A 15,124-nucleotide genomic window follows, 5' to 3' on the forward strand; every position below is an offset into this window, starting at 1 on the left:
GATTCGCTCGAGGCTCAGTCCAGGAGGCGGCTGCGGGCGAGGTGGACCTGTTCGGGGGTGTGCAGCCGGACCATCAACCGAGCGGTGTCGCGGGGCACCGAGGCGGGAGTCGCGAGCGAGACGATGACCGCGGTGCCGAAGGCCAACGGCGTGCACCACGCGGCAGGGTTGGCCAGCAGCGCGCCGGGCCAACCGTCCAGGGGTCCGGCCACGAAGGTCGTCATCGCAGCGGAGGTCGCCGCCAGCGCCCCGACCGCCAGCCCGGCCACGGCCCCCGCCCGGGACAGCCGTCGCCACCACACGCCGAGCATGAGCAGCGGAGCGAAGGTCGCCGCTGCCAGCGAGAACGCGAACCCCACGGTCGTCGCGATGCCGATCTGCTCGACGAACCCCGACACGACGAACGGCACCACCACCGCACCCACCGTCGCAAGCCGGAACCCGCCGAACCCGAACGCGTCGCCACCGGTCAGCCGCGACAGCTGGGGCCGCAGCAGCTCCTGGTGCAGCACCCCGGTCACCGACATCGCCAGCCCCGACGCCGTCGACAACAGGGCGGCGAACGCCCCGCCCGCCAGCATCGCCGTCAGCACGTCCCCGCCCAGACCGGACACGACCCGCTCCGGCAGCTGGAGCACGATCGTGTCCGAACGTACCCCCGACGGGAGCGACGGCAGGTGCACGCGGCCGAGGACGGCATACACGGGTGGCAGGAGGTAGAAGACCCCGAGCAATGCAACGACCGAGACCGTCGTGCGCCGAGCCGCGACGCCGTCGGGGTTGGTGTAGTAGCGCACCAGCACGTGCGGCAGGCCCATCGTCCCGAGGCAGAGTGCGAGCATCATCGACGCCGTGCGGTAGTGCGGGTGGTCGCCGTCCGATCGCGGCGAGAACGGCAGCGACCAGGCGTCCGAGACGCTCGGGAGCCCTGCGCCAGAACGCATCCAGAGTGCGAGAAGGACGAAGGCGGGCACCGCGAGGCAGGTGAGCTTGATCCAGTACTGCATCGCCTGGACGAAGGTGATCGACCGCATCCCGCCCGCCCCCACCGCTGCCGCGACGACGACCGCCACGAGCAGGGCGCCGACCCACTGGGGCGCACCCGTCACGAGCGCCAGCGCCAGCCCGGCGCCCTGGAACTGCGGCACGAGGTACATCCAGCCGATGGCCACGACGAGCACCGCCGCGAGCCGCCGCACGAACACCGACCCCAGCCGCGCCTCGGCGAAGTCGGGCAGCGTGTACGCCCCGGACCGACGCATCGGCGCCGCCACCATGACGAGGAGGACGAGGTAGCCGAGCGTGTAGCCCACCGGCAGCCACAGCAGGTCGACGCCCTGGTCGTAGATCAGTCCCGCGACACCGAGAAACGATGCGGCAGAGAGGTACTCACCCGAGATCGCACTCGCGTTGAGCCGCGGCGACACCGTCCTCCCCGCGACGTAGAAGTCGGAGGTCCGTCGCGACAGCCGCAGCCCCAGCCCTCCGACGACGACCGTCGTCACGCAGACGAGCGCCACCGCGACGACCGAGAGCGAGTCAGCCATCGCGGCCGGCTCCGATGATGTCCGCGAACTCGGTCTCGATCCGCTCCGCCTGCCGCACGTACGCCCGAGCCAGCAGCCACGCCGCCGGATAGACGAGCACCCCGAGCACGAGCCACGGCAGCGGCACGCCCGCGAGCGTCATCGTCCGGGTCGACGGGATGAGGGTGAGCAGCAGCGGGAAGCTCCCCAGGCCCAGGACCATGAGGCCGAGCACCGTGAGACCCAGTCGCAGCTGGGCCCGCCGCAACCCGTCGAGGTAGACGTCGCCGAGCTCGGTCTGCTCGTCGAGGTCGGTCGACAGGGGACGCGTCCGTGCGGGCCTCGCGCCTCGCCGTGAGCTCGTGACCCGCACCCGCGCCGGGACGTCGCCGCGGTCGGCCCCCATCAGCTGCTCGAGCCGGGTCGCCTCAGCAGCACGTCACGCAACCCCTTCGTATGCCGTCTGCTCACCTGGAGCTCCACGTCACCGATCGCGACCGCGCACCGCCCGTGGTCCATCCGGACCTCGGTGACGTGGGCGAGCGAGACCAGGGTGGAGCGGTGGATGCGGACGAATCCGGCTGCGCCCCAACGCTCCTCGAGCACCGCGAGTGGGATGCGCACGAGGTGGCTGCCGTCGGCGGTGTGCAGGCGGGCGTAGTCACCCGACGCTTCGACCCACCGGATCTGGGACCGGTTGACGAACCGGGTCACCCCACCGAGCTCGACGGGGATGGTCTCGTCCTCGGCGGCGACAGCAGGTGCGCCGGGGAGCCCGGCGGGAGCGCCGGAAGCCTCGGCCTCGGGGAGGGGAGCGCGGGTCCCACGCTCTGCGTGGGCCGGCATACCCGCCTCGTCCTGCTTGGCCACGACGCGACGGACGGCCTCACGCAGGCGCTCGCTGCGGACCGGCTTCATGACGTAGTCGGTCGCGGCGAGCGCGAAGGCGTCGACCGCGTGCTGGTCGTGCGCGGTGACGAAGACGAGCTGCGGGGGCGAGGCGAAGCGTGCGAGCACGCGACCGAGGGCGATGCCGTCGAGCCCGGGCATGGAGATGTCGCTGAAGATGACGTCGACGTCGTGCTCCTCGAGCATCGTCAACGCCTCGGTGCCACTCGACGCCGTGAGGACCTCGCCGATCCGGGCGTCGGAGTCGAGGAGGAACCGCACCTCCGAGAGGGCGGGGAGCTCGTCGTCGACGACGAGGGCTCGAAGGCTGCCGGCACTGGCCATGGTCGTGAGGATAGCCACCGATCGTCCGGCGCGAGGGGGGTGCGAGACGACTGTCATGGGTGGATCGGTGCTGTGCACTGCTGCACCACGGCGCAGCAGTGCACAGCGCCGCTCGTCACTCCGCGTGGACACCGGGTGCGTACTTCGGCACCCGGAAGCTCACCCGGGTCCCCGCGCCCTCGGCCGTCTCGACGACGAGACCGAAGTCGTCGCCGTAGATCTGCCGCAGCCGGGCGTCGACGTTGCCGAGCCCGATCGAGTCGGCCTGCGAGACCCCGTCGAGGATGCGCTGCACTGCCTCGGGCGAGGTCCCCACCCCGTCGTCGTCGATCGAGATCTCGGCCTCCGAGCCCTGGTCCGAGGCGGTGATCGTCACGTGGCCGACGCCCTCCTTGGTGGCCAGTCCGTGGCGAACGGCGTTCTCCACCAGCGGTTGCACGGCGAGGTAGGGGATGCGGACGGGCAGCACCTCGGGCGCGATGAGCAGCGACACCTGAAGACGCTCGCCGAACCGCGCCTGCTCGAGCACGAGGTAGCGCTCGACGTTGCGCAGCTCCTCCGCGAGCGTCGTGAACGGCCCGCCCTGGCGCAGCGAGTAGCGGGTGAAGTCGGCGAACTCGAGCAGCAGCTCACGCGCCCGCTCCGGGTCGGTCCGCACGAAGCTCGCGATCGCCCCGAGCGAGTTGTAGATGAAGTGCGGGCTGATCTGGGCTCGCAGCGCCCTGAGCTCGGCCTCCATCGCCCGGGTGCGGGCGCGCCCGAGCTCGGCGACGTCGAGCTCGGCCGAGACCCAGCGGGCCAGCTCACCGGTCGCCCGCGCGAGGCCCGCCGACGCTGCGGGCGCGTATGCCGTGAGCGTCCCGACCACGCGTTCGTCGGCGAGCAGCGGCGCCGTGACCGCGGCGCGGACCGGGCAGTCGGGGTCGCTGCAGGTGATGACGTCCGAGCCGAGCACGGACGGCGCCCCCGACGTGCGGGTCCCCGAGGCGTGCTCGTGCGCCTCGACTGCGTGGTGCTGTCCCGGCCCGGTCCACGAGAGCAGGCCCGAGGCGTCGCAGATCGCGACCGAGCTGGCGCCGAGGATGGCGAGCAGGTGCCGGCCGGCGCGCTCAGCCGCCTCCGGGGTGAGCCCCTCGGAGAGGTGGCGGGAGGCGAGCGAGGCGGTGTGGAGTGTCGAGTACGTCACCCGGTCGACCGTCGACAGGAACCCCCGTCGCCGACCCCGCCCCGCGAGCCACAGCCCGAGGCCCAGCAGGAGCATCGCCCCGGCCACGACCACGGCGGTGGGCACGTGGAACGACGCTGTCATGCCGTCAGGCTAGGCCCTGCGGCGCTGCCCACACCCGCACGGAGGACCGGGCCGCACGGCATACGCTGTCGAGCCATGACCGAGTTCGACGACGCCCTGACCCTGACCGACGGACGGGCGGATCTCACCGACGGCTGGGTCATCGGCGAGGCCGTCAACGGTGGGCTCCTCATGTCGCTCGCGACGAAGGCCGCCGCCGACGCGCTCTCCGCCGTCGACAGCCACCAGGACCCGGTCGCGTTCAGCACGACCTTCCTCGCCGCGGCCCAGCCCGGACAGGTCCGGGCCGAGACGCAGGTGCTGCGGGCCGGCCGCTCGTTCTCCACCGCCGAGGTGACGCTCTCCCAGGGCGACGTCGCCTGCGTGCGGCACACCGCGACCTTCGCCGACCTGGACGCCAACAGCGAGCCGGTCCACCTCCAGGAGGCTCCACCCGAGCTGCCCGACCCCGAGGTGTGCGCGCCGGCGGCCCGCGGCGGGTTCGCCGAGAAGATCCGCCTGCTCGACCGTCTCGACATGCGGATCGACCCCCTCACCGTCGGCTGGGCGCTCGGCCAGCCGGCCCGCGACGGCGAGATGCGCGCGTGGATCCGCTTCGCCGACGGGCGCGAGCCGGACGTGCTGTCGCTGCCGTTCTTCCTCGACGCGATGCCGCCGGTGACGTTCACCTTCGGGGCCCTCGGCTGGGCGCCGACGATCGCGTTCTCGGGCCACGTCCGTTCGCGACCCGCGCCCGGCTGGTTGCGGATGCGGATCACCACCCGCAACGTCATCGGCGGCCTCTTCGAGGAGGACGCGATCATCTGGGACTCGCGCGGTCACGTCGTTGCGCAGTCGCGTCAGCTCGCCGGCGTCCGTATGCCGGCCGACTCAGAGCGTGGGACCCGCGCCCCCGAGAGCGCCTGAGGCCCACTCCCGTGCCACCGACTCCCCAGACTCCTGCCGAGGTCACCTCCGCCGTGATCGCCCTCGCCTCCCTGCCCGGTGTCGCCGAGAAGGTCGACGCGGCCCGCCAGGCCTGCACCCAGCTCCGCTGGCACAACGCCCTCCGTCGCCGCATCCTCGAGGCCGCGGCCGAGTCGCGCGTGCGCGGTGCCCGCGCGAGCGGTGAGCTCGACGGCGCCCGGCTCTCCGTCGAGATCGTGCGCGACCTCATGCGCGGCGCAGTGACGTGGCACGACGAGCTCGACCCGGTCGAGCAGGTCATGCGCGGCGTCATCGCCGCGACCGCCGAGACCGAGCGGCTCGGCCCAATCGTCCTCAACGCGCCGATGCAGGCCCTGGCCCGCCTCCACACCGCTGCCGCCGCCGGCCTCGTGCCCGACTCCGAGCTCGGGCGCCCTCGCCTCGACGGCGAGGACTGCCGCGAGTTCGTCGAGCTCGGCGAGGCGCCCCCGGCCGCCGAGGCCCGTGAGCGACTGGCCCGCGTCGTCGAGGTCCTCGCCAACGCAGCGACCCTCCCGGTGCCCGTCGTCGCCGCCCTGGCCCATGCCGAGATCGTCACGGCCCGCCCGTTCACCCGCGCCAACGGCGTCGTGGCCCGTGCTGTCGAGCGCGCCGTCATCCAGGCCGGTGGCCTCGACCCGACGGGCGTCGCGGTGCCCGAGATGGGGCATGGCACGGGAGGCGGGCCGGCCTACCTCGGTGGGCTCACGGCATACACGCGGGGTGACGCCGCAGGCGTCGGGCTGTGGCTGACGCACTGCTGCGACGCGATCGTCGCCGGCGCGCAGGAGGGCGAGCGGATCGCCGACGCCGTCCTCGCGGGCCGCCTCACCTGAGCATTTGTCAAGTCTTGTTGTTGCCGCCGCGGGGGAGTACACAGGAGGCATCGGACAGGCCCACCACGGGAACCGGCCGAACCACAGAACAACCGCGAGACGCAACGGGTACCCACGCGCGGGCAGTCCACTGATGGACCGGTCCGTCCGGGCTCGACCCGGTACGACGGCAAGGAAATGCACGCTTGGTCGCCCCGAGCACTCGCGGCGGATGACGCCCCTCTGGTAGGGGCGTCATCGTCGTTTGTGACTACGACTGACCAGATTTGTTCGAGTTTTACGTGTTCGTCTTGCACGGGGTCACTCCATCGGCGACGATGAAGCCATCGCTCCCCTTCGGGGTCGAGCGAAGGGTGGTCCGGCTTCTCCCCCCCGGAGCCTGGCCCACCCGACGGCCCCGGTCCTCCCCCCGACCGGGGCCGTCGCCTTTCCTCCTGCAGACCCGTTGTCCACACCCTCCGTATGCCGTCCGCCCCCGTCCACAGATCGGTTCCGCGGGGTGGTGGCCCGGTCGGCGCGGCGGCGAGGGTCGGTGACATGACCTCTCCGCCAGCTCCTCTCGTCGTGGTCCTCGGTGCCAGCGGTGGCCTCGGTGCGTCGACGTGGTCGGCCGCTCTGGCGCGGCGGCTGTCGCTGCACCTCGGTGAGTGCGTGCTCGTCGACGGGGACGTGCGCGGCGGCGGGCTCGACATGACGTGCGGCACCGAGCACGTGCCGGGGCTGCGGTGGCCGGACCTGGCACGGCTTCGGGGGACGACGTCGTGTCGGCGGCTGGTGTCGGCCCTGCCCTGCGGCGAGGTCCCGGTGCTGTCGGCGGGTGGCAGGGGCTCCTCGGTGCCCGACTCCGCGCTGCTCGACGTCCTCAAGTCGCTGCGCGGGGAGGTGCCGGTGGTCGTCGACGGCCGTGTGGGCACGGTGCTGGGCGAGACGTCGTGCGTCGGCGCGACGGAGGTGCACGTCGTGGCGGGGCTGCGGGCCCGACAGCTGGCGGACGCCGAGGCGGTGCTGTCAGGGCTGCCGGAGGTCCGGCCTGCCGGTGCAGTGGTGGGCATGGTGACGCGGGGTGACCGAGCGGTGACGTCCGAGGTCGCGGAGGTCATCGAGCACCTCGGCGTGCCCCACCTGGCCCACCTGCGCGACGACGCGCGGGTTCGACGCGACGGTGAACGCGGCGACTGGCCGGGGCTGCGCGGCGCGCTGCGAGACCGGGCCGACACCGTGGCCCTGGACCTCGTGGAGCGTCTCGGTCGGGGAGCCGCATGAGAGCCCGCGGAGCGGCAGGAGCGGACCGAGGGGGTGAGGTGGACCGGTGGCCGGGGGTGGCCGAGGCGATCCGCGGTGGCCTCGCGCCCGACGCGGACGTCATCGCCGAGCTGACCGGAGGGGTCGTCGAGCTCGGAGCCGACGGCGCCGCGGTCGAGGGACAGCGGTTGCGCGAACGCGTGCTCGGGTTCGGGCCCCTCGAGCGCTGGGTCAATGCGGCTGAGGTCACGGACGTCCTCGTCAACGGTGACGGCTCGGTGTGGGTCGACCGGGGCGACGGTGTCCGGGCGACCGGCCAGGTGCTCGAGGCGGCCGACGCCCGGGCGCTCGCGACCCGGCTGGCGGGGCTGGCCCGCCGGCGCCTGGACGAGGCACAGCCCTGGGTGGACGGCGTCCTGCCCGGAGGGGTGCGACTGCACGCGATCCTGTCGCCGCTCGCAGAGGCAGGGACGCACCTCAGCCTGCGGGTGCCACGCCGTCAGCCGGTCGGGGTGGAGGGGCTGCAACAGCTCGGCTCGGTGGGCTCGACGATGGCGTCGCTGCTGCGACGGATCGTGGCCGCCCGACTGTCCTTCCTCGTCGTCGGCGGCACCGGCGCGGGCAAGACGACGGTGCTCGGCGCGCTGCTGGCCGAGTGCCCCACCGACCAGCGGATCGTGGTGGTCGAGGACGTTCGAGAGCTCGCGCCCTCGCATCCGCACGTCGTGCGGCTGCAGGGGCGGACTCCCAATGTCGAGGGCGTGGGCGCCGTGACGCTGGTCGACCTCGTGCGGCAAGGGCTGAGGATGCGTCCCGACCGGCTCGTCGTCGGGGAGGTGCGCGGTGCCGAGGTTCGCGAGCTCCTGTCGGCACTCAACACCGGTCACGACGGGGGAGCCGGGACCCTCCACGCCAACGGCCTCGCGGAGACCCCTGCCCGCATCGAGGCGCTGGGGGCCCTGGCGGGGCTCGGGCGCGACGCGGTCCATGCCCAGCTGCGCGGAGCCGTGCAGGTGGTCGTCGACGTGGCGCGTGCCGGCCCGGTCCGCTTCGTCCGGGCTGTCGGGGTGACGCGCTGGACCGGGACGGAGGTGGTCGTCGACGAGGCCCTCGTGGCGCTGCCGGGCGGCGGGCTTGCGGGCACCGGTGGCACGAGTGGCACCGGTGGCACAGGTGGCACCGGGGGTGCAGACCCGGAGCGCGACGCGGTGGAGTGGGGGCCGGGTGCGGCGCGACTGGCAGAGCTGCTCGAGAGTCGACTGGGCACCACGGGTGGTGTCGAGTCACGTGTCGGGACCGGCGGCAGCGCGACTGGCGTCGCGACGCGCGGCGGGGTGGCGTGAGCGAGTCTGTCTGGATCGTCGTCGGGCTCGTGGTGCTCGCGGTGTGGGCTTGGCCGCGTGGTCGACCTCGCGCTGCCGGTGGGGGACCGCACCGGGGTGACGCGGGGTCGGATGGAGAACCCGTCGAGCCGCCGGGCGCGGTCGCGCTGGCTGCGGTGCGCAAGGTGCTGGCCCGCGAGGTGCGGTTCCGGAGGGTCCGTCGAGGCTGGGTGGCCGACTTCGCCGAGCTGGCAGCGGTGGGTCTCGACAGCGGGTTACCCCCCGACGAGGCCGCTCGGCTGGCCTGTGCGGTCGGTGCGTCGTCCGCCCATCCCGGGCTTCAGGCGTTGGCCGCGCGGCTGGCCGACGGCGCGGCCACGGGCGAGAGCGTCGGCAGCGGGCTCGCCGAGGTGGCGCAGGGGGACTCCGATCTGACCTTCCTCGCTGCGGCATGGCGGCTGACCGACGAGTTCGGCGTGCCCGCCGCGCCTGCCGCCCGCGCCGCGGCCGAGGTGCTCCGGGACCGGGCGGCGGCCGACGACCGGCGCACCGTTCTGGCGGCCGGTCCGCGCGCGTCGATGTGGCTGCTCACGCTCCTGCCACTCTCCGGTCCGGTGGTCGCCGTACTCCTCGGTCTTCCCGTGGGTGAGGTGTACACAGGCACGGCCGCGGTCGTCGCGACCGCCGGCGGACTCACCCTCACCGGTACGGGCTGGCTCTGGTGCCGGGCTCTGCTGCGTCGGTCGCTGCGACCAGCGGGGGTCGGCTGATGGTCGCCCTCGCCCTCTGCCTCATGGTCCTCGCGATCCTCATCTGGCCGCCTCGAGCACGGCGGGACGCGGGAGACGCGGGCCCGGCTGCGGTGCGGTCCGTGGAGGTGGATGTCGGCGAGGGCTCGACCGAGCCGACCGTCGACGACGCCGCCGACGCGCTCGTCCTGTGTGCCCTGGCGCTGAGGTCGGGCCTCGGTCCCACCGAGGCCCTCGAAGCCGTTGCCGACCGCGTGCCGGCTGGTGTGGGTCGCCACCTCCGCGTCGTGGCGAGTGCGCACCGATGGGGTCAGGACGCCGCCACGGCCTGGGCCCACGTGGGTGAGGGATGGAGCTCGGCTTCGGTGGCGTGGCAGGCGGCGGAGCGCTCGGGCGCGGCCCCGGCTGGCGTCGTGCTCGCCGCGGCGCAGCGGATGCGACGGCAGGAGGCGGCGCGGGTCGAGGCTGCGGTGCAGCGTGCCGGCGTCCTGCTCGTCCTGCCTCTCGGGGCGTGCTTCCTGCCCGGCTTCGTCGGCACCACCGTTGTGCCCGTCGTCCTGCACCTGGCCCGGTCGTCACTAGGCACATGAGGCCACCCTCGAGCAGGCGGACACACCCCTTCGGACGGGCATCTCCTCATGTGACCCAGGAGGTCGTCATCACTTCGGAGGATCAATGCTCGGACGCCGTTTCGCCTGTGCGACATGGGGTTACGTTCCGAATGGCCAGAACACGGGAGTAGTTCTGTGCCGCGTCTCGACCACATCGCGGCCGAGGCGGACGTCGGCGCTGGTCTCGCGCGACGACCGGCCGAACGAGGGAGAGCACGGATGTTTCAGATGAGAACGATCGGCCGCGGGGTGGCCGTAGCCGCCGCCGCAGGTCTGTTGAGCCTCGGCTTCGCGACGACGGCCTCTGCCGAGCCGAACGCCGACAACCCCAACAACGTGGAGTACTGGGAGGCCTGGCTCACCGAAGAGGGCTTCGAGAACGTCGAGTGCGAGAAGATCCACGACGAAGGCCTCGACACCGACACCTGGGTGTCGGACGGCGACTACCTGCTCGTCGTGCTCAAGGCGGGCTCGGACCAGAGCACTGACGACGGTGAGAACACCGTCTTTGGCGTGGACGAGGACGGCAACGTCGAGGGCGTCCTCGAGGGCGATGAGCTCAGCACCGAGTCCGGCAAGGACATCTCGCACATCATCACGTGCACCGGCGATATGGAAGAGGAGCCGACGCCGACACCGACCCGTCCCACCGGGCCCGTTGTGGAGACCGACGTGCCGGCGTCCGACAGCAGCAGCATGCCGGTGCTCCTCGGTGGAGCCGCAGTGCTCGCCGGCGCCGGCCTCGTCGCTGGTGCCATGCGTCGACGCGGCGGTCAGCACTGATCACACCCTCCTTGGTGAGCAGACGCGCACGCCATGGGTAAGTACTCGCGGAAGCGGGCGGTGCCGCCCGGCACCGCCCGCCTCTCGGGGCCCAGACGCGGCGTCGCCACCGTGGGCGTCGCCCTCGCGCTGACCGGCCTGACGTTGCTGACCCAGGCCTGCGGGGCCGCGGTCGAGGACTCGCGCTCGAAGGAGGCTGCGGCGTCGTCCATGGTCACCCCGACCGCGTCACCCCCCAGCGACTACCCCTCGACCACCCCCACCCCGACCGCAACAGCGAGGTCGGCGACGCCGACCCCGAAGCCGACCGTGGCACCGACCCGACGGCCGACGACGGCCGCCCCCAAGAAGACGAGACCACCCAAGGCGACGACCGGTGCCCCGATGTCGATCTCAGCACCGTCGATCGACGTTTCCGGCGCGTTGCGCCGGATCTCCGCCGTCAACGGCGTGGTCAACCCACCCGCCGGCGTCCTCGCGTGGATCTCCGGGTACGGCAGGGTCCGGCCCGGCGAGGTCGGGACAGCGGTGATCGCCGGCCATGTCGTCAACGGACGTCGTGCCGACGTCTTCCACGACCTCCAGGACATCCGTCGAGGTGACAAGGTCACGGTCTTCGACGCCTCTGGCCGCCGCATCGTCTACACGGTCACGGCCACCCGGGTCGCGACCAAGCAGGCAGTGAGCCACGACGCCGGGGTGTGGGGAGCCAACCGGTCGGTCCGACGCATCGCCCTCATCACGTGCGACGACGACGACGGCTTCCGCCCCGACGGGCACCGCGTGTCCAACTTCGTCGCCATCGCCGAGGCTCGCTGAGGCAGGTTCGTCGAGGCCAAGGCTCGTTGAGGCGTTGGTCTCGCGGACGCTCACTGAGGCAGGTGCGTCGCCGCCGAGGGTCGTTGACCTGGTCGGTCTCGCGGACGCTCACTGAGGCAGGTTCGTCGTCCACAGCCGCGGGCCGCAGCCTTCCTCGTCCACAGCCGGGCCGGCTCGGGCTGGCCCTGCCTCGCGAGGTCCGCTGGACTCGAGGCGAGGCGGGGACCTGCCCCGCACCGATCGAGGAGCAGGCCTGTGACACAGCGTCTTTCGCACCGTCTGGTGCATCTCAAGCAGTCCGCGGAGGCGGGCATGACCACCGCGGAGTATGCCGTGGGCACACTCGCAGCATGTCCGCAGCATACTTCTCAGTCACCATTCGGCCAGCGGCCAAGCGAATAGCCCCAGGCCGCCCGTCCCGCCTGCTGGCCGTCGCCCGGGGTCCGCACCGAAGGTCCACTGGGCCCAATAGGGCCTTCTGGAGCAGAAGCTCCACCACATCGAGCCCAGAGCGATGACGCGGATCACGTCACCGTCGTGCGGCTGGAACGCCAGCAGGGGAACGACGAACTCATAGAACATCAGACCGAGGTCGATCAGCAGGACACCGGAGAGCACCGTGGCCAGGGTCGTCATGAGGTCGGCAGACGCCAAGGTCACCGCCACAGTCATCGTCATCTCAGCTTTCGAGGTCGCGTGGCGGCAAGAGACCGAGAAGACGTCGCCAGTCGGGGGCGACCTGAGTGTGCGCACCGGTGGAGGAGTGTCGGTGCCAACAGGGCGCGAGTCGACCTGACCTAGCCATAGGGTGTTGCCGACATGCGCAAACCCGACTCACTCACCGATCCCACAGCCTTGCGGCTCGCCCGCACGCGCAAGGGTCTGACCCAGCACGAGCTGGCGCGCCTGATTGGCGTAGCCGGCGGCGAGCGGGTCTCCCGCTGGGAGCTGGGCACCTCCGAGCCGAGACCCGACGTTCTCGTCCGCCTGGCCGCGGTGTTGGACGTCGAGACCGCCGCCCTCCTCACCCCACCGGCGCGGGGGCAGGACCTTCGTCGTCTGCGCACTCTTGCCGGACTCAGCGCCCGGCAACTAGCCGATCAAGCCCATCTCTCACTGGCCAGCGTCCAAAGATGGGAAGCCGGTCGTCTTCAACACCTGCCGCCCGAGACCGCACTGGTCCGCATTGCAGATGCAGTGAAGGCGACCCCCGCCGCCGTGGCGGACGCCCTGAACCAGTCGCGACGCTCCACACGCGACCCCCTCGGATAGCCAAGCTCGATCGTCCGCCATTGGTGCATGTGTGGTGCCATAGAGCGGCAAGACAACGAACAGCAGGGGAGTCCTGTTGTGGGGCGAGGGCTGGGGACGATGACCAACACGACCCACCGGTGCGGCGGCGTCGGTGGCGGTCTGCGCCGCAAGTGCACTAGTGTTATCGCATCGATTCCTTGTAGTCTGACCGCCCAAAGGACGTTCGCGGCTTAAGCCATGGAGATCTAGGAGTGGAACACAATGACGATGTTTCGTAGGAACGGGCACCTAGTCCCGGTGGTTCTGCTTCTGACCGGGACCGTGGGTCTATCTGCTTGCGGTCCGGGGGAGCCCTCCTCACCCTCGGTTTCTCCGACGTCAAGCACTCCGTCAACTTCCCCCTCAACGCGTTCGCCGGCCGACGTGGACGAGGAGCGCGCCGGCCAGGCAGTCATCGAGTTGTGGAACGTGATCGACAAGGTCGGTACTGACCCAAAGAGCAAACTCGAGAAGATCAACACTGTGGCGCGGGGGACAGTCAACACGCAATGGACCAAGAATCTTTTCGATCGACGGGTCAGGGGGGAGCGGTTCGTGGGACACACGACGGTCAAGGTGCTGGAGGCATCGCTTAAGAAAGCCGCGGTGTATGAAGTCTCAGCCTGTTTGGATTTCAGTGGCTTGAACGTCGTGGATAGTAAGGGAAAGTCGATTGTCCCGGCAGACCGGCAACCGCGCCTTGGGTACACCTATGAGGTCACCCAAGATAAGAAGGATCAGAAGTGGTACGTGACGACTGAGAAGGTCACGGGCCCATGCTGAACAGCTTGCGGAGCGTCTGGATCGCTGCCCTTCTGACGACCCTCGCGTTGGCAGGGGTTGCGGTCGCCCCAGCGCTTGCGGCTGCAGCGCCACCCGTGTCGTGCCCTCCAGGCGAAGTGCTGGACCCGACGACTCAGACGTGTGTCATCAGCGTTGTCACACCTCCAGCTCCAGACGATCCGGATGACCCCACGGTGCCACCGAAGGGGTCCGATGACCCTGTCGCTGTCGTGAAGTGCGTCGATAGGCAACGGGGGAACCTTGAAGTGCCTTGCGGTTCAAGTGCGTATGGGGTAGCTGCCTACTGGTCGAACAGTTGGAACTGCTACGTGGCCTTGATCTCGCCCCAACCCCCCAAAAGCGAGCCTGTGTGGCAGGGGAACACAGATGGCGCCATCTACGGCTGCGTATACCCCTGGGGTTTCGGGGGCCTTCCCGCCGCCGTTCAGATGTGGTCGGCTACGCCACCTGCCGGGCCAGTGCAACCACCGAACCCCTTGGTGTTGGCGCGTAGAGCGATCGCCACCATGGCCCTAGGCGCCGTTGAGATCGGTATCGTTCCCGAGCCCCGACCCGGGAGCATCGGCATCATCGGGTTGCCGACTTGGATGTGGGTTCAGAACCCGACACAGAGCACTGTCGGACCGATCACGCGGTCTGCATCGGCGGGTGGTTTCACTGTGACCGCGACCGCGAAGGTCACGAAGACGGTCTGGAACATGGGCGACGGCACATCCGTGACTTGCACCGGCCACGGGACCCCGTATGCCGACAAGTACGGCAAAAAGAGTTCTCCAACGTGCGGGCACACCTACACCCGCCAGGGTCGCTATGCCGTGACGGCAACGAGCTACTGGACGGTGGCGTGGGCCGGGATCGGGCAGAGCGGAAACATCCCGTTGGACTTCTCGAGGACGACCAACATCACCATGGGCGAAAGCCAGGTGTTGAGCCAATGAGCAAGGGGGCAGAGATGGCCACGATGGTTGACCGCGCGCAGGAGGCACCAGTGGAGCAGGGTGGTCGACGTCGGCGTGGCGAGCCGGATCCGGTCTCTGAGGTTGCACCCGCACCGAAGCTGCGACGCCGGCCGGCGCTGATCGCCGCGTCGGTGGCGACCGTCTGCTTGGGCGCCCTGCTGGGTGCATGGGCATGGTCGTCGACCAGTAACGCGCAGCAGGTTGTTGCGGTTCGCAGCACGGTCGAGCGAGGCGAGGTGATCGTGCGTGAGGACCTCATGACCGTGCGGGTGGGTGTCGATCCGGCGTTGAAGACGATCCCGGGCGAAGACCTGGCTGGCCTGGTTGGGAGGCGAGCGACGATGGATCTTGCTGAGGGCAGTCTGCTGACCGCCGCGGCGGTGGCGTCAGGCCAAACGATCCCGGCCGCAGGGAAGTCCATTGTCGGTGTCGCGCTTCCTGCGTCCCTGCTGCCGGGGGAGCCGCTGCGTTCGGGGGACATGGTGAGGGTCGTTGCCACACCGGGGCAGGACGGTGAGGTCACGGAGGGCAAGCAGGTTGAGATCGAGGCAACGGTGGTGGGTCTGCACCCTGGTGCCGATCAGGGTAAGACGGTCGTGGCCGTGGAAGTTCCCGAGGCTGAGGCTGGTGAGCTGGCTGCGCGAGCGGCCACGGGCAAAGTCGCCATCGTGCTCGACAGTCGGGAGCGGTGAA

The 15,124-nt window shown here is 70.9% G+C and carries 18 protein-coding genes; 13 read left to right on the top strand and 5 right to left on the bottom strand.

Going from position 1 to position 15,124, the window contains the following annotated elements; all coding sequences use genetic code 11:
- Positions 1 to 14: 14 nt before the first annotated feature.
- The 4 genes from LL946_RS10100 to LL946_RS10115 all read right to left on the bottom strand — a co-directional run bounded on the left by LL946_RS10100 (position 15) and on the right by LL946_RS10115 (position 4,068).
- On the bottom strand, positions 15 to 1,547 hold the full coding sequence (locus tag LL946_RS10100) for a cation acetate symporter (protein WP_404380242.1): 1,533 nt from the start codon (positions 1,545 to 1,547) through the stop codon (positions 15 to 17).
- Entirely contained in the window at positions 1,540 to 1,932 is a 393-nt protein-coding gene (locus LL946_RS10105) for a hypothetical protein (protein WP_404380244.1), read from the bottom strand. The genes LL946_RS10100 and LL946_RS10105 overlap by 8 nt, the downstream gene beginning before the upstream one ends.
- On the bottom strand, positions 1,932 to 2,759 hold the full coding sequence (locus LL946_RS10110) for a LytR/AlgR family response regulator transcription factor (RefSeq protein ID WP_404380246.1): 828 nt from the start codon (positions 2,757 to 2,759) through the stop codon (positions 1,932 to 1,934). The genes LL946_RS10105 and LL946_RS10110 overlap by 1 nt, the downstream gene beginning before the upstream one ends.
- A gap of 115 nt (positions 2,760 to 2,874) precedes the next feature.
- Complete coding sequence (locus LL946_RS10115; protein ID WP_404380248.1) at positions 2,875 to 4,068, bottom strand: sensor histidine kinase; 1,194 nt, start codon at positions 4,066 to 4,068, stop codon at positions 2,875 to 2,877.
- Between the two features lie 75 nt (positions 4,069 to 4,143).
- On the opposite strand from LL946_RS10115, the gene LL946_RS10120 reads away from it, so the two are divergent.
- The 9 genes from LL946_RS10120 to LL946_RS10160 all read left to right on the top strand — a co-directional run bounded on the left by LL946_RS10120 (position 4,144) and on the right by LL946_RS10160 (position 11,777).
- Entirely contained in the window at positions 4,144 to 4,974 is an 831-nt protein-coding gene (locus LL946_RS10120) for a thioesterase family protein (protein WP_404380249.1), read from the top strand.
- A gap of 11 nt (positions 4,975 to 4,985) precedes the next feature.
- The gene (locus LL946_RS10125; RefSeq protein WP_404380251.1) at positions 4,986 to 5,849 is read left to right on the top strand and encodes a hypothetical protein; all 864 of its coding nucleotides are present in this window, start codon (positions 4,986 to 4,988) and stop codon (positions 5,847 to 5,849) included.
- A 537-nt stretch (positions 5,850 to 6,386) separates the two neighbouring features.
- Positions 6,387 to 7,112, top strand: a complete 726-nt coding sequence (locus LL946_RS10130; RefSeq protein ID WP_404380253.1) for a hypothetical protein — start codon at positions 6,387 to 6,389, stop codon at positions 7,110 to 7,112.
- Positions 7,113 to 7,150: 38 nt separating this feature from the next.
- The gene (locus LL946_RS10135) at positions 7,151 to 8,434 is read left to right on the top strand and encodes a TadA family conjugal transfer-associated ATPase (RefSeq protein ID WP_404380255.1); all 1,284 of its coding nucleotides are present in this window, start codon (positions 7,151 to 7,153) and stop codon (positions 8,432 to 8,434) included.
- A complete protein-coding gene (locus LL946_RS10140) occupies positions 8,431 to 9,183 on the top strand; it encodes a type II secretion system F family protein (protein ID WP_404380257.1) in 753 nt (250 codons plus the stop codon). Before LL946_RS10135 ends, LL946_RS10140 begins: the two co-directional genes overlap by 4 nt.
- Positions 9,183 to 9,752, top strand: a complete 570-nt coding sequence (locus LL946_RS10145; protein ID WP_404380259.1) for a type II secretion system F family protein — start codon at positions 9,183 to 9,185, stop codon at positions 9,750 to 9,752. The genes LL946_RS10140 and LL946_RS10145 overlap by 1 nt, the downstream gene beginning before the upstream one ends.
- Positions 9,753 to 10,001: 249 nt before the next feature.
- Positions 10,002 to 10,556, top strand: a complete 555-nt coding sequence (locus tag LL946_RS10150; RefSeq protein ID WP_404380261.1) for a hypothetical protein — start codon at positions 10,002 to 10,004, stop codon at positions 10,554 to 10,556.
- A gap of 33 nt (positions 10,557 to 10,589) precedes the next feature.
- Positions 10,590 to 11,375, top strand: a complete 786-nt coding sequence (locus tag LL946_RS10155; protein ID WP_404380263.1) for a sortase domain-bontaining protein — start codon at positions 10,590 to 10,592, stop codon at positions 11,373 to 11,375.
- A gap of 312 nt (positions 11,376 to 11,687) precedes the next feature.
- On the top strand, positions 11,688 to 11,777 hold the full coding sequence (locus LL946_RS10160; protein WP_404386851.1) for a DUF4244 domain-containing protein: 90 nt from the start codon (positions 11,688 to 11,690) through the stop codon (positions 11,775 to 11,777).
- Here LL946_RS10160 and LL946_RS10165 read toward each other — a convergent pair.
- Positions 11,748 to 12,053 (bottom strand): hypothetical protein, encoded by a 306-nt coding sequence (locus LL946_RS10165; protein WP_404380265.1) that lies wholly within the window; start codon positions 12,051 to 12,053, stop codon positions 11,748 to 11,750. The two genes, LL946_RS10160 and LL946_RS10165, sit on opposite strands and share 30 nt — an antisense overlap.
- 141 nt (positions 12,054 to 12,194) lie before the next feature.
- Between LL946_RS10165 and LL946_RS10170 the strand changes: the two genes are divergently transcribed.
- The 4 genes from LL946_RS10170 to LL946_RS10185 all read left to right on the top strand — a co-directional run bounded on the left by LL946_RS10170 (position 12,195) and on the right by LL946_RS10185 (position 15,123).
- Positions 12,195 to 12,647: a helix-turn-helix domain-containing protein gene (locus LL946_RS10170; RefSeq protein ID WP_404380267.1), complete on the top strand. Its 453-nt coding sequence runs from the start codon at positions 12,195 to 12,197 to the stop codon at positions 12,645 to 12,647.
- A gap of 405 nt (positions 12,648 to 13,052) precedes the next feature.
- Positions 13,053 to 13,451 carry a hypothetical protein gene (locus tag LL946_RS10175; RefSeq protein WP_404380269.1) on the top strand — a complete coding sequence of 133 codons (399 nt, stop codon included), beginning with the start codon at positions 13,053 to 13,055 and terminating at the stop codon, positions 13,449 to 13,451.
- A gap of 719 nt (positions 13,452 to 14,170) precedes the next feature.
- Positions 14,171 to 14,410, top strand: a complete 240-nt coding sequence (locus tag LL946_RS10180; RefSeq protein ID WP_404380271.1) for a hypothetical protein — start codon at positions 14,171 to 14,173, stop codon at positions 14,408 to 14,410.
- A 14-nt stretch (positions 14,411 to 14,424) separates the two neighbouring features.
- A complete protein-coding gene (locus LL946_RS10185) occupies positions 14,425 to 15,123 on the top strand; it encodes an SAF domain-containing protein (RefSeq protein ID WP_404380273.1) in 699 nt (232 codons plus the stop codon).
- Position 15,124 lies beyond the last annotated feature (1 nt).

Source organism: Knoellia locipacati (genome assembly GCF_044791685.1).
GTDB classification, from domain to species: domain Bacteria; phylum Actinomycetota; class Actinomycetes; order Actinomycetales; family Dermatophilaceae; genus Knoellia; species Knoellia locipacati_A.

Coding starts and splice junctions, on each gene's coding strand:
- LL946_RS10110 (WP_404380246.1), bottom strand. CDS start 2,759: ATGGCCAGTGCCGGCAGCCTTCGAGCCCTCGTCGTCGACGACGAGCTC.
- LL946_RS10100 (WP_404380242.1), bottom strand. CDS start 1,547: ATGGCTGACTCGCTCTCGGTCGTCGCGGTGGCGCTCGTCTGCGTGACG.
- LL946_RS10165 (WP_404380265.1), bottom strand. CDS start 12,053: ATGACGATGACTGTGGCGGTGACCTTGGCGTCTGCCGACCTCATGACG.
- LL946_RS10160 (WP_404386851.1), top strand. CDS start 11,688: ATGACCACCGCGGAGTATGCCGTGGGCACACTCGCAGCATGTCCGCAG.
- LL946_RS10155 (WP_404380263.1), top strand. CDS start 10,590: ATGGGTAAGTACTCGCGGAAGCGGGCGGTGCCGCCCGGCACCGCCCGC.
- LL946_RS10130 (WP_404380253.1), top strand. CDS start 6,387: ATGACCTCTCCGCCAGCTCCTCTCGTCGTGGTCCTCGGTGCCAGCGGT.
- LL946_RS10170 (WP_404380267.1), top strand. CDS start 12,195: ATGCGCAAACCCGACTCACTCACCGATCCCACAGCCTTGCGGCTCGCC.
- LL946_RS10105 (WP_404380244.1), bottom strand. CDS start 1,932: ATGGGGGCCGACCGCGGCGACGTCCCGGCGCGGGTGCGGGTCACGAGC.
- LL946_RS10120 (WP_404380249.1), top strand. CDS start 4,144: ATGACCGAGTTCGACGACGCCCTGACCCTGACCGACGGACGGGCGGAT.
- LL946_RS10150 (WP_404380261.1), top strand. CDS start 10,002: ATGAGAACGATCGGCCGCGGGGTGGCCGTAGCCGCCGCCGCAGGTCTG.
- LL946_RS10180 (WP_404380271.1), top strand. CDS start 14,171: ATGGGCGACGGCACATCCGTGACTTGCACCGGCCACGGGACCCCGTAT.
- LL946_RS10185 (WP_404380273.1), top strand. CDS start 14,425: ATGGCCACGATGGTTGACCGCGCGCAGGAGGCACCAGTGGAGCAGGGT.
- LL946_RS10115 (WP_404380248.1), bottom strand. CDS start 4,068: ATGACAGCGTCGTTCCACGTGCCCACCGCCGTGGTCGTGGCCGGGGCG.
- LL946_RS10145 (WP_404380259.1), top strand. CDS start 9,183: ATGGTCGCCCTCGCCCTCTGCCTCATGGTCCTCGCGATCCTCATCTGG.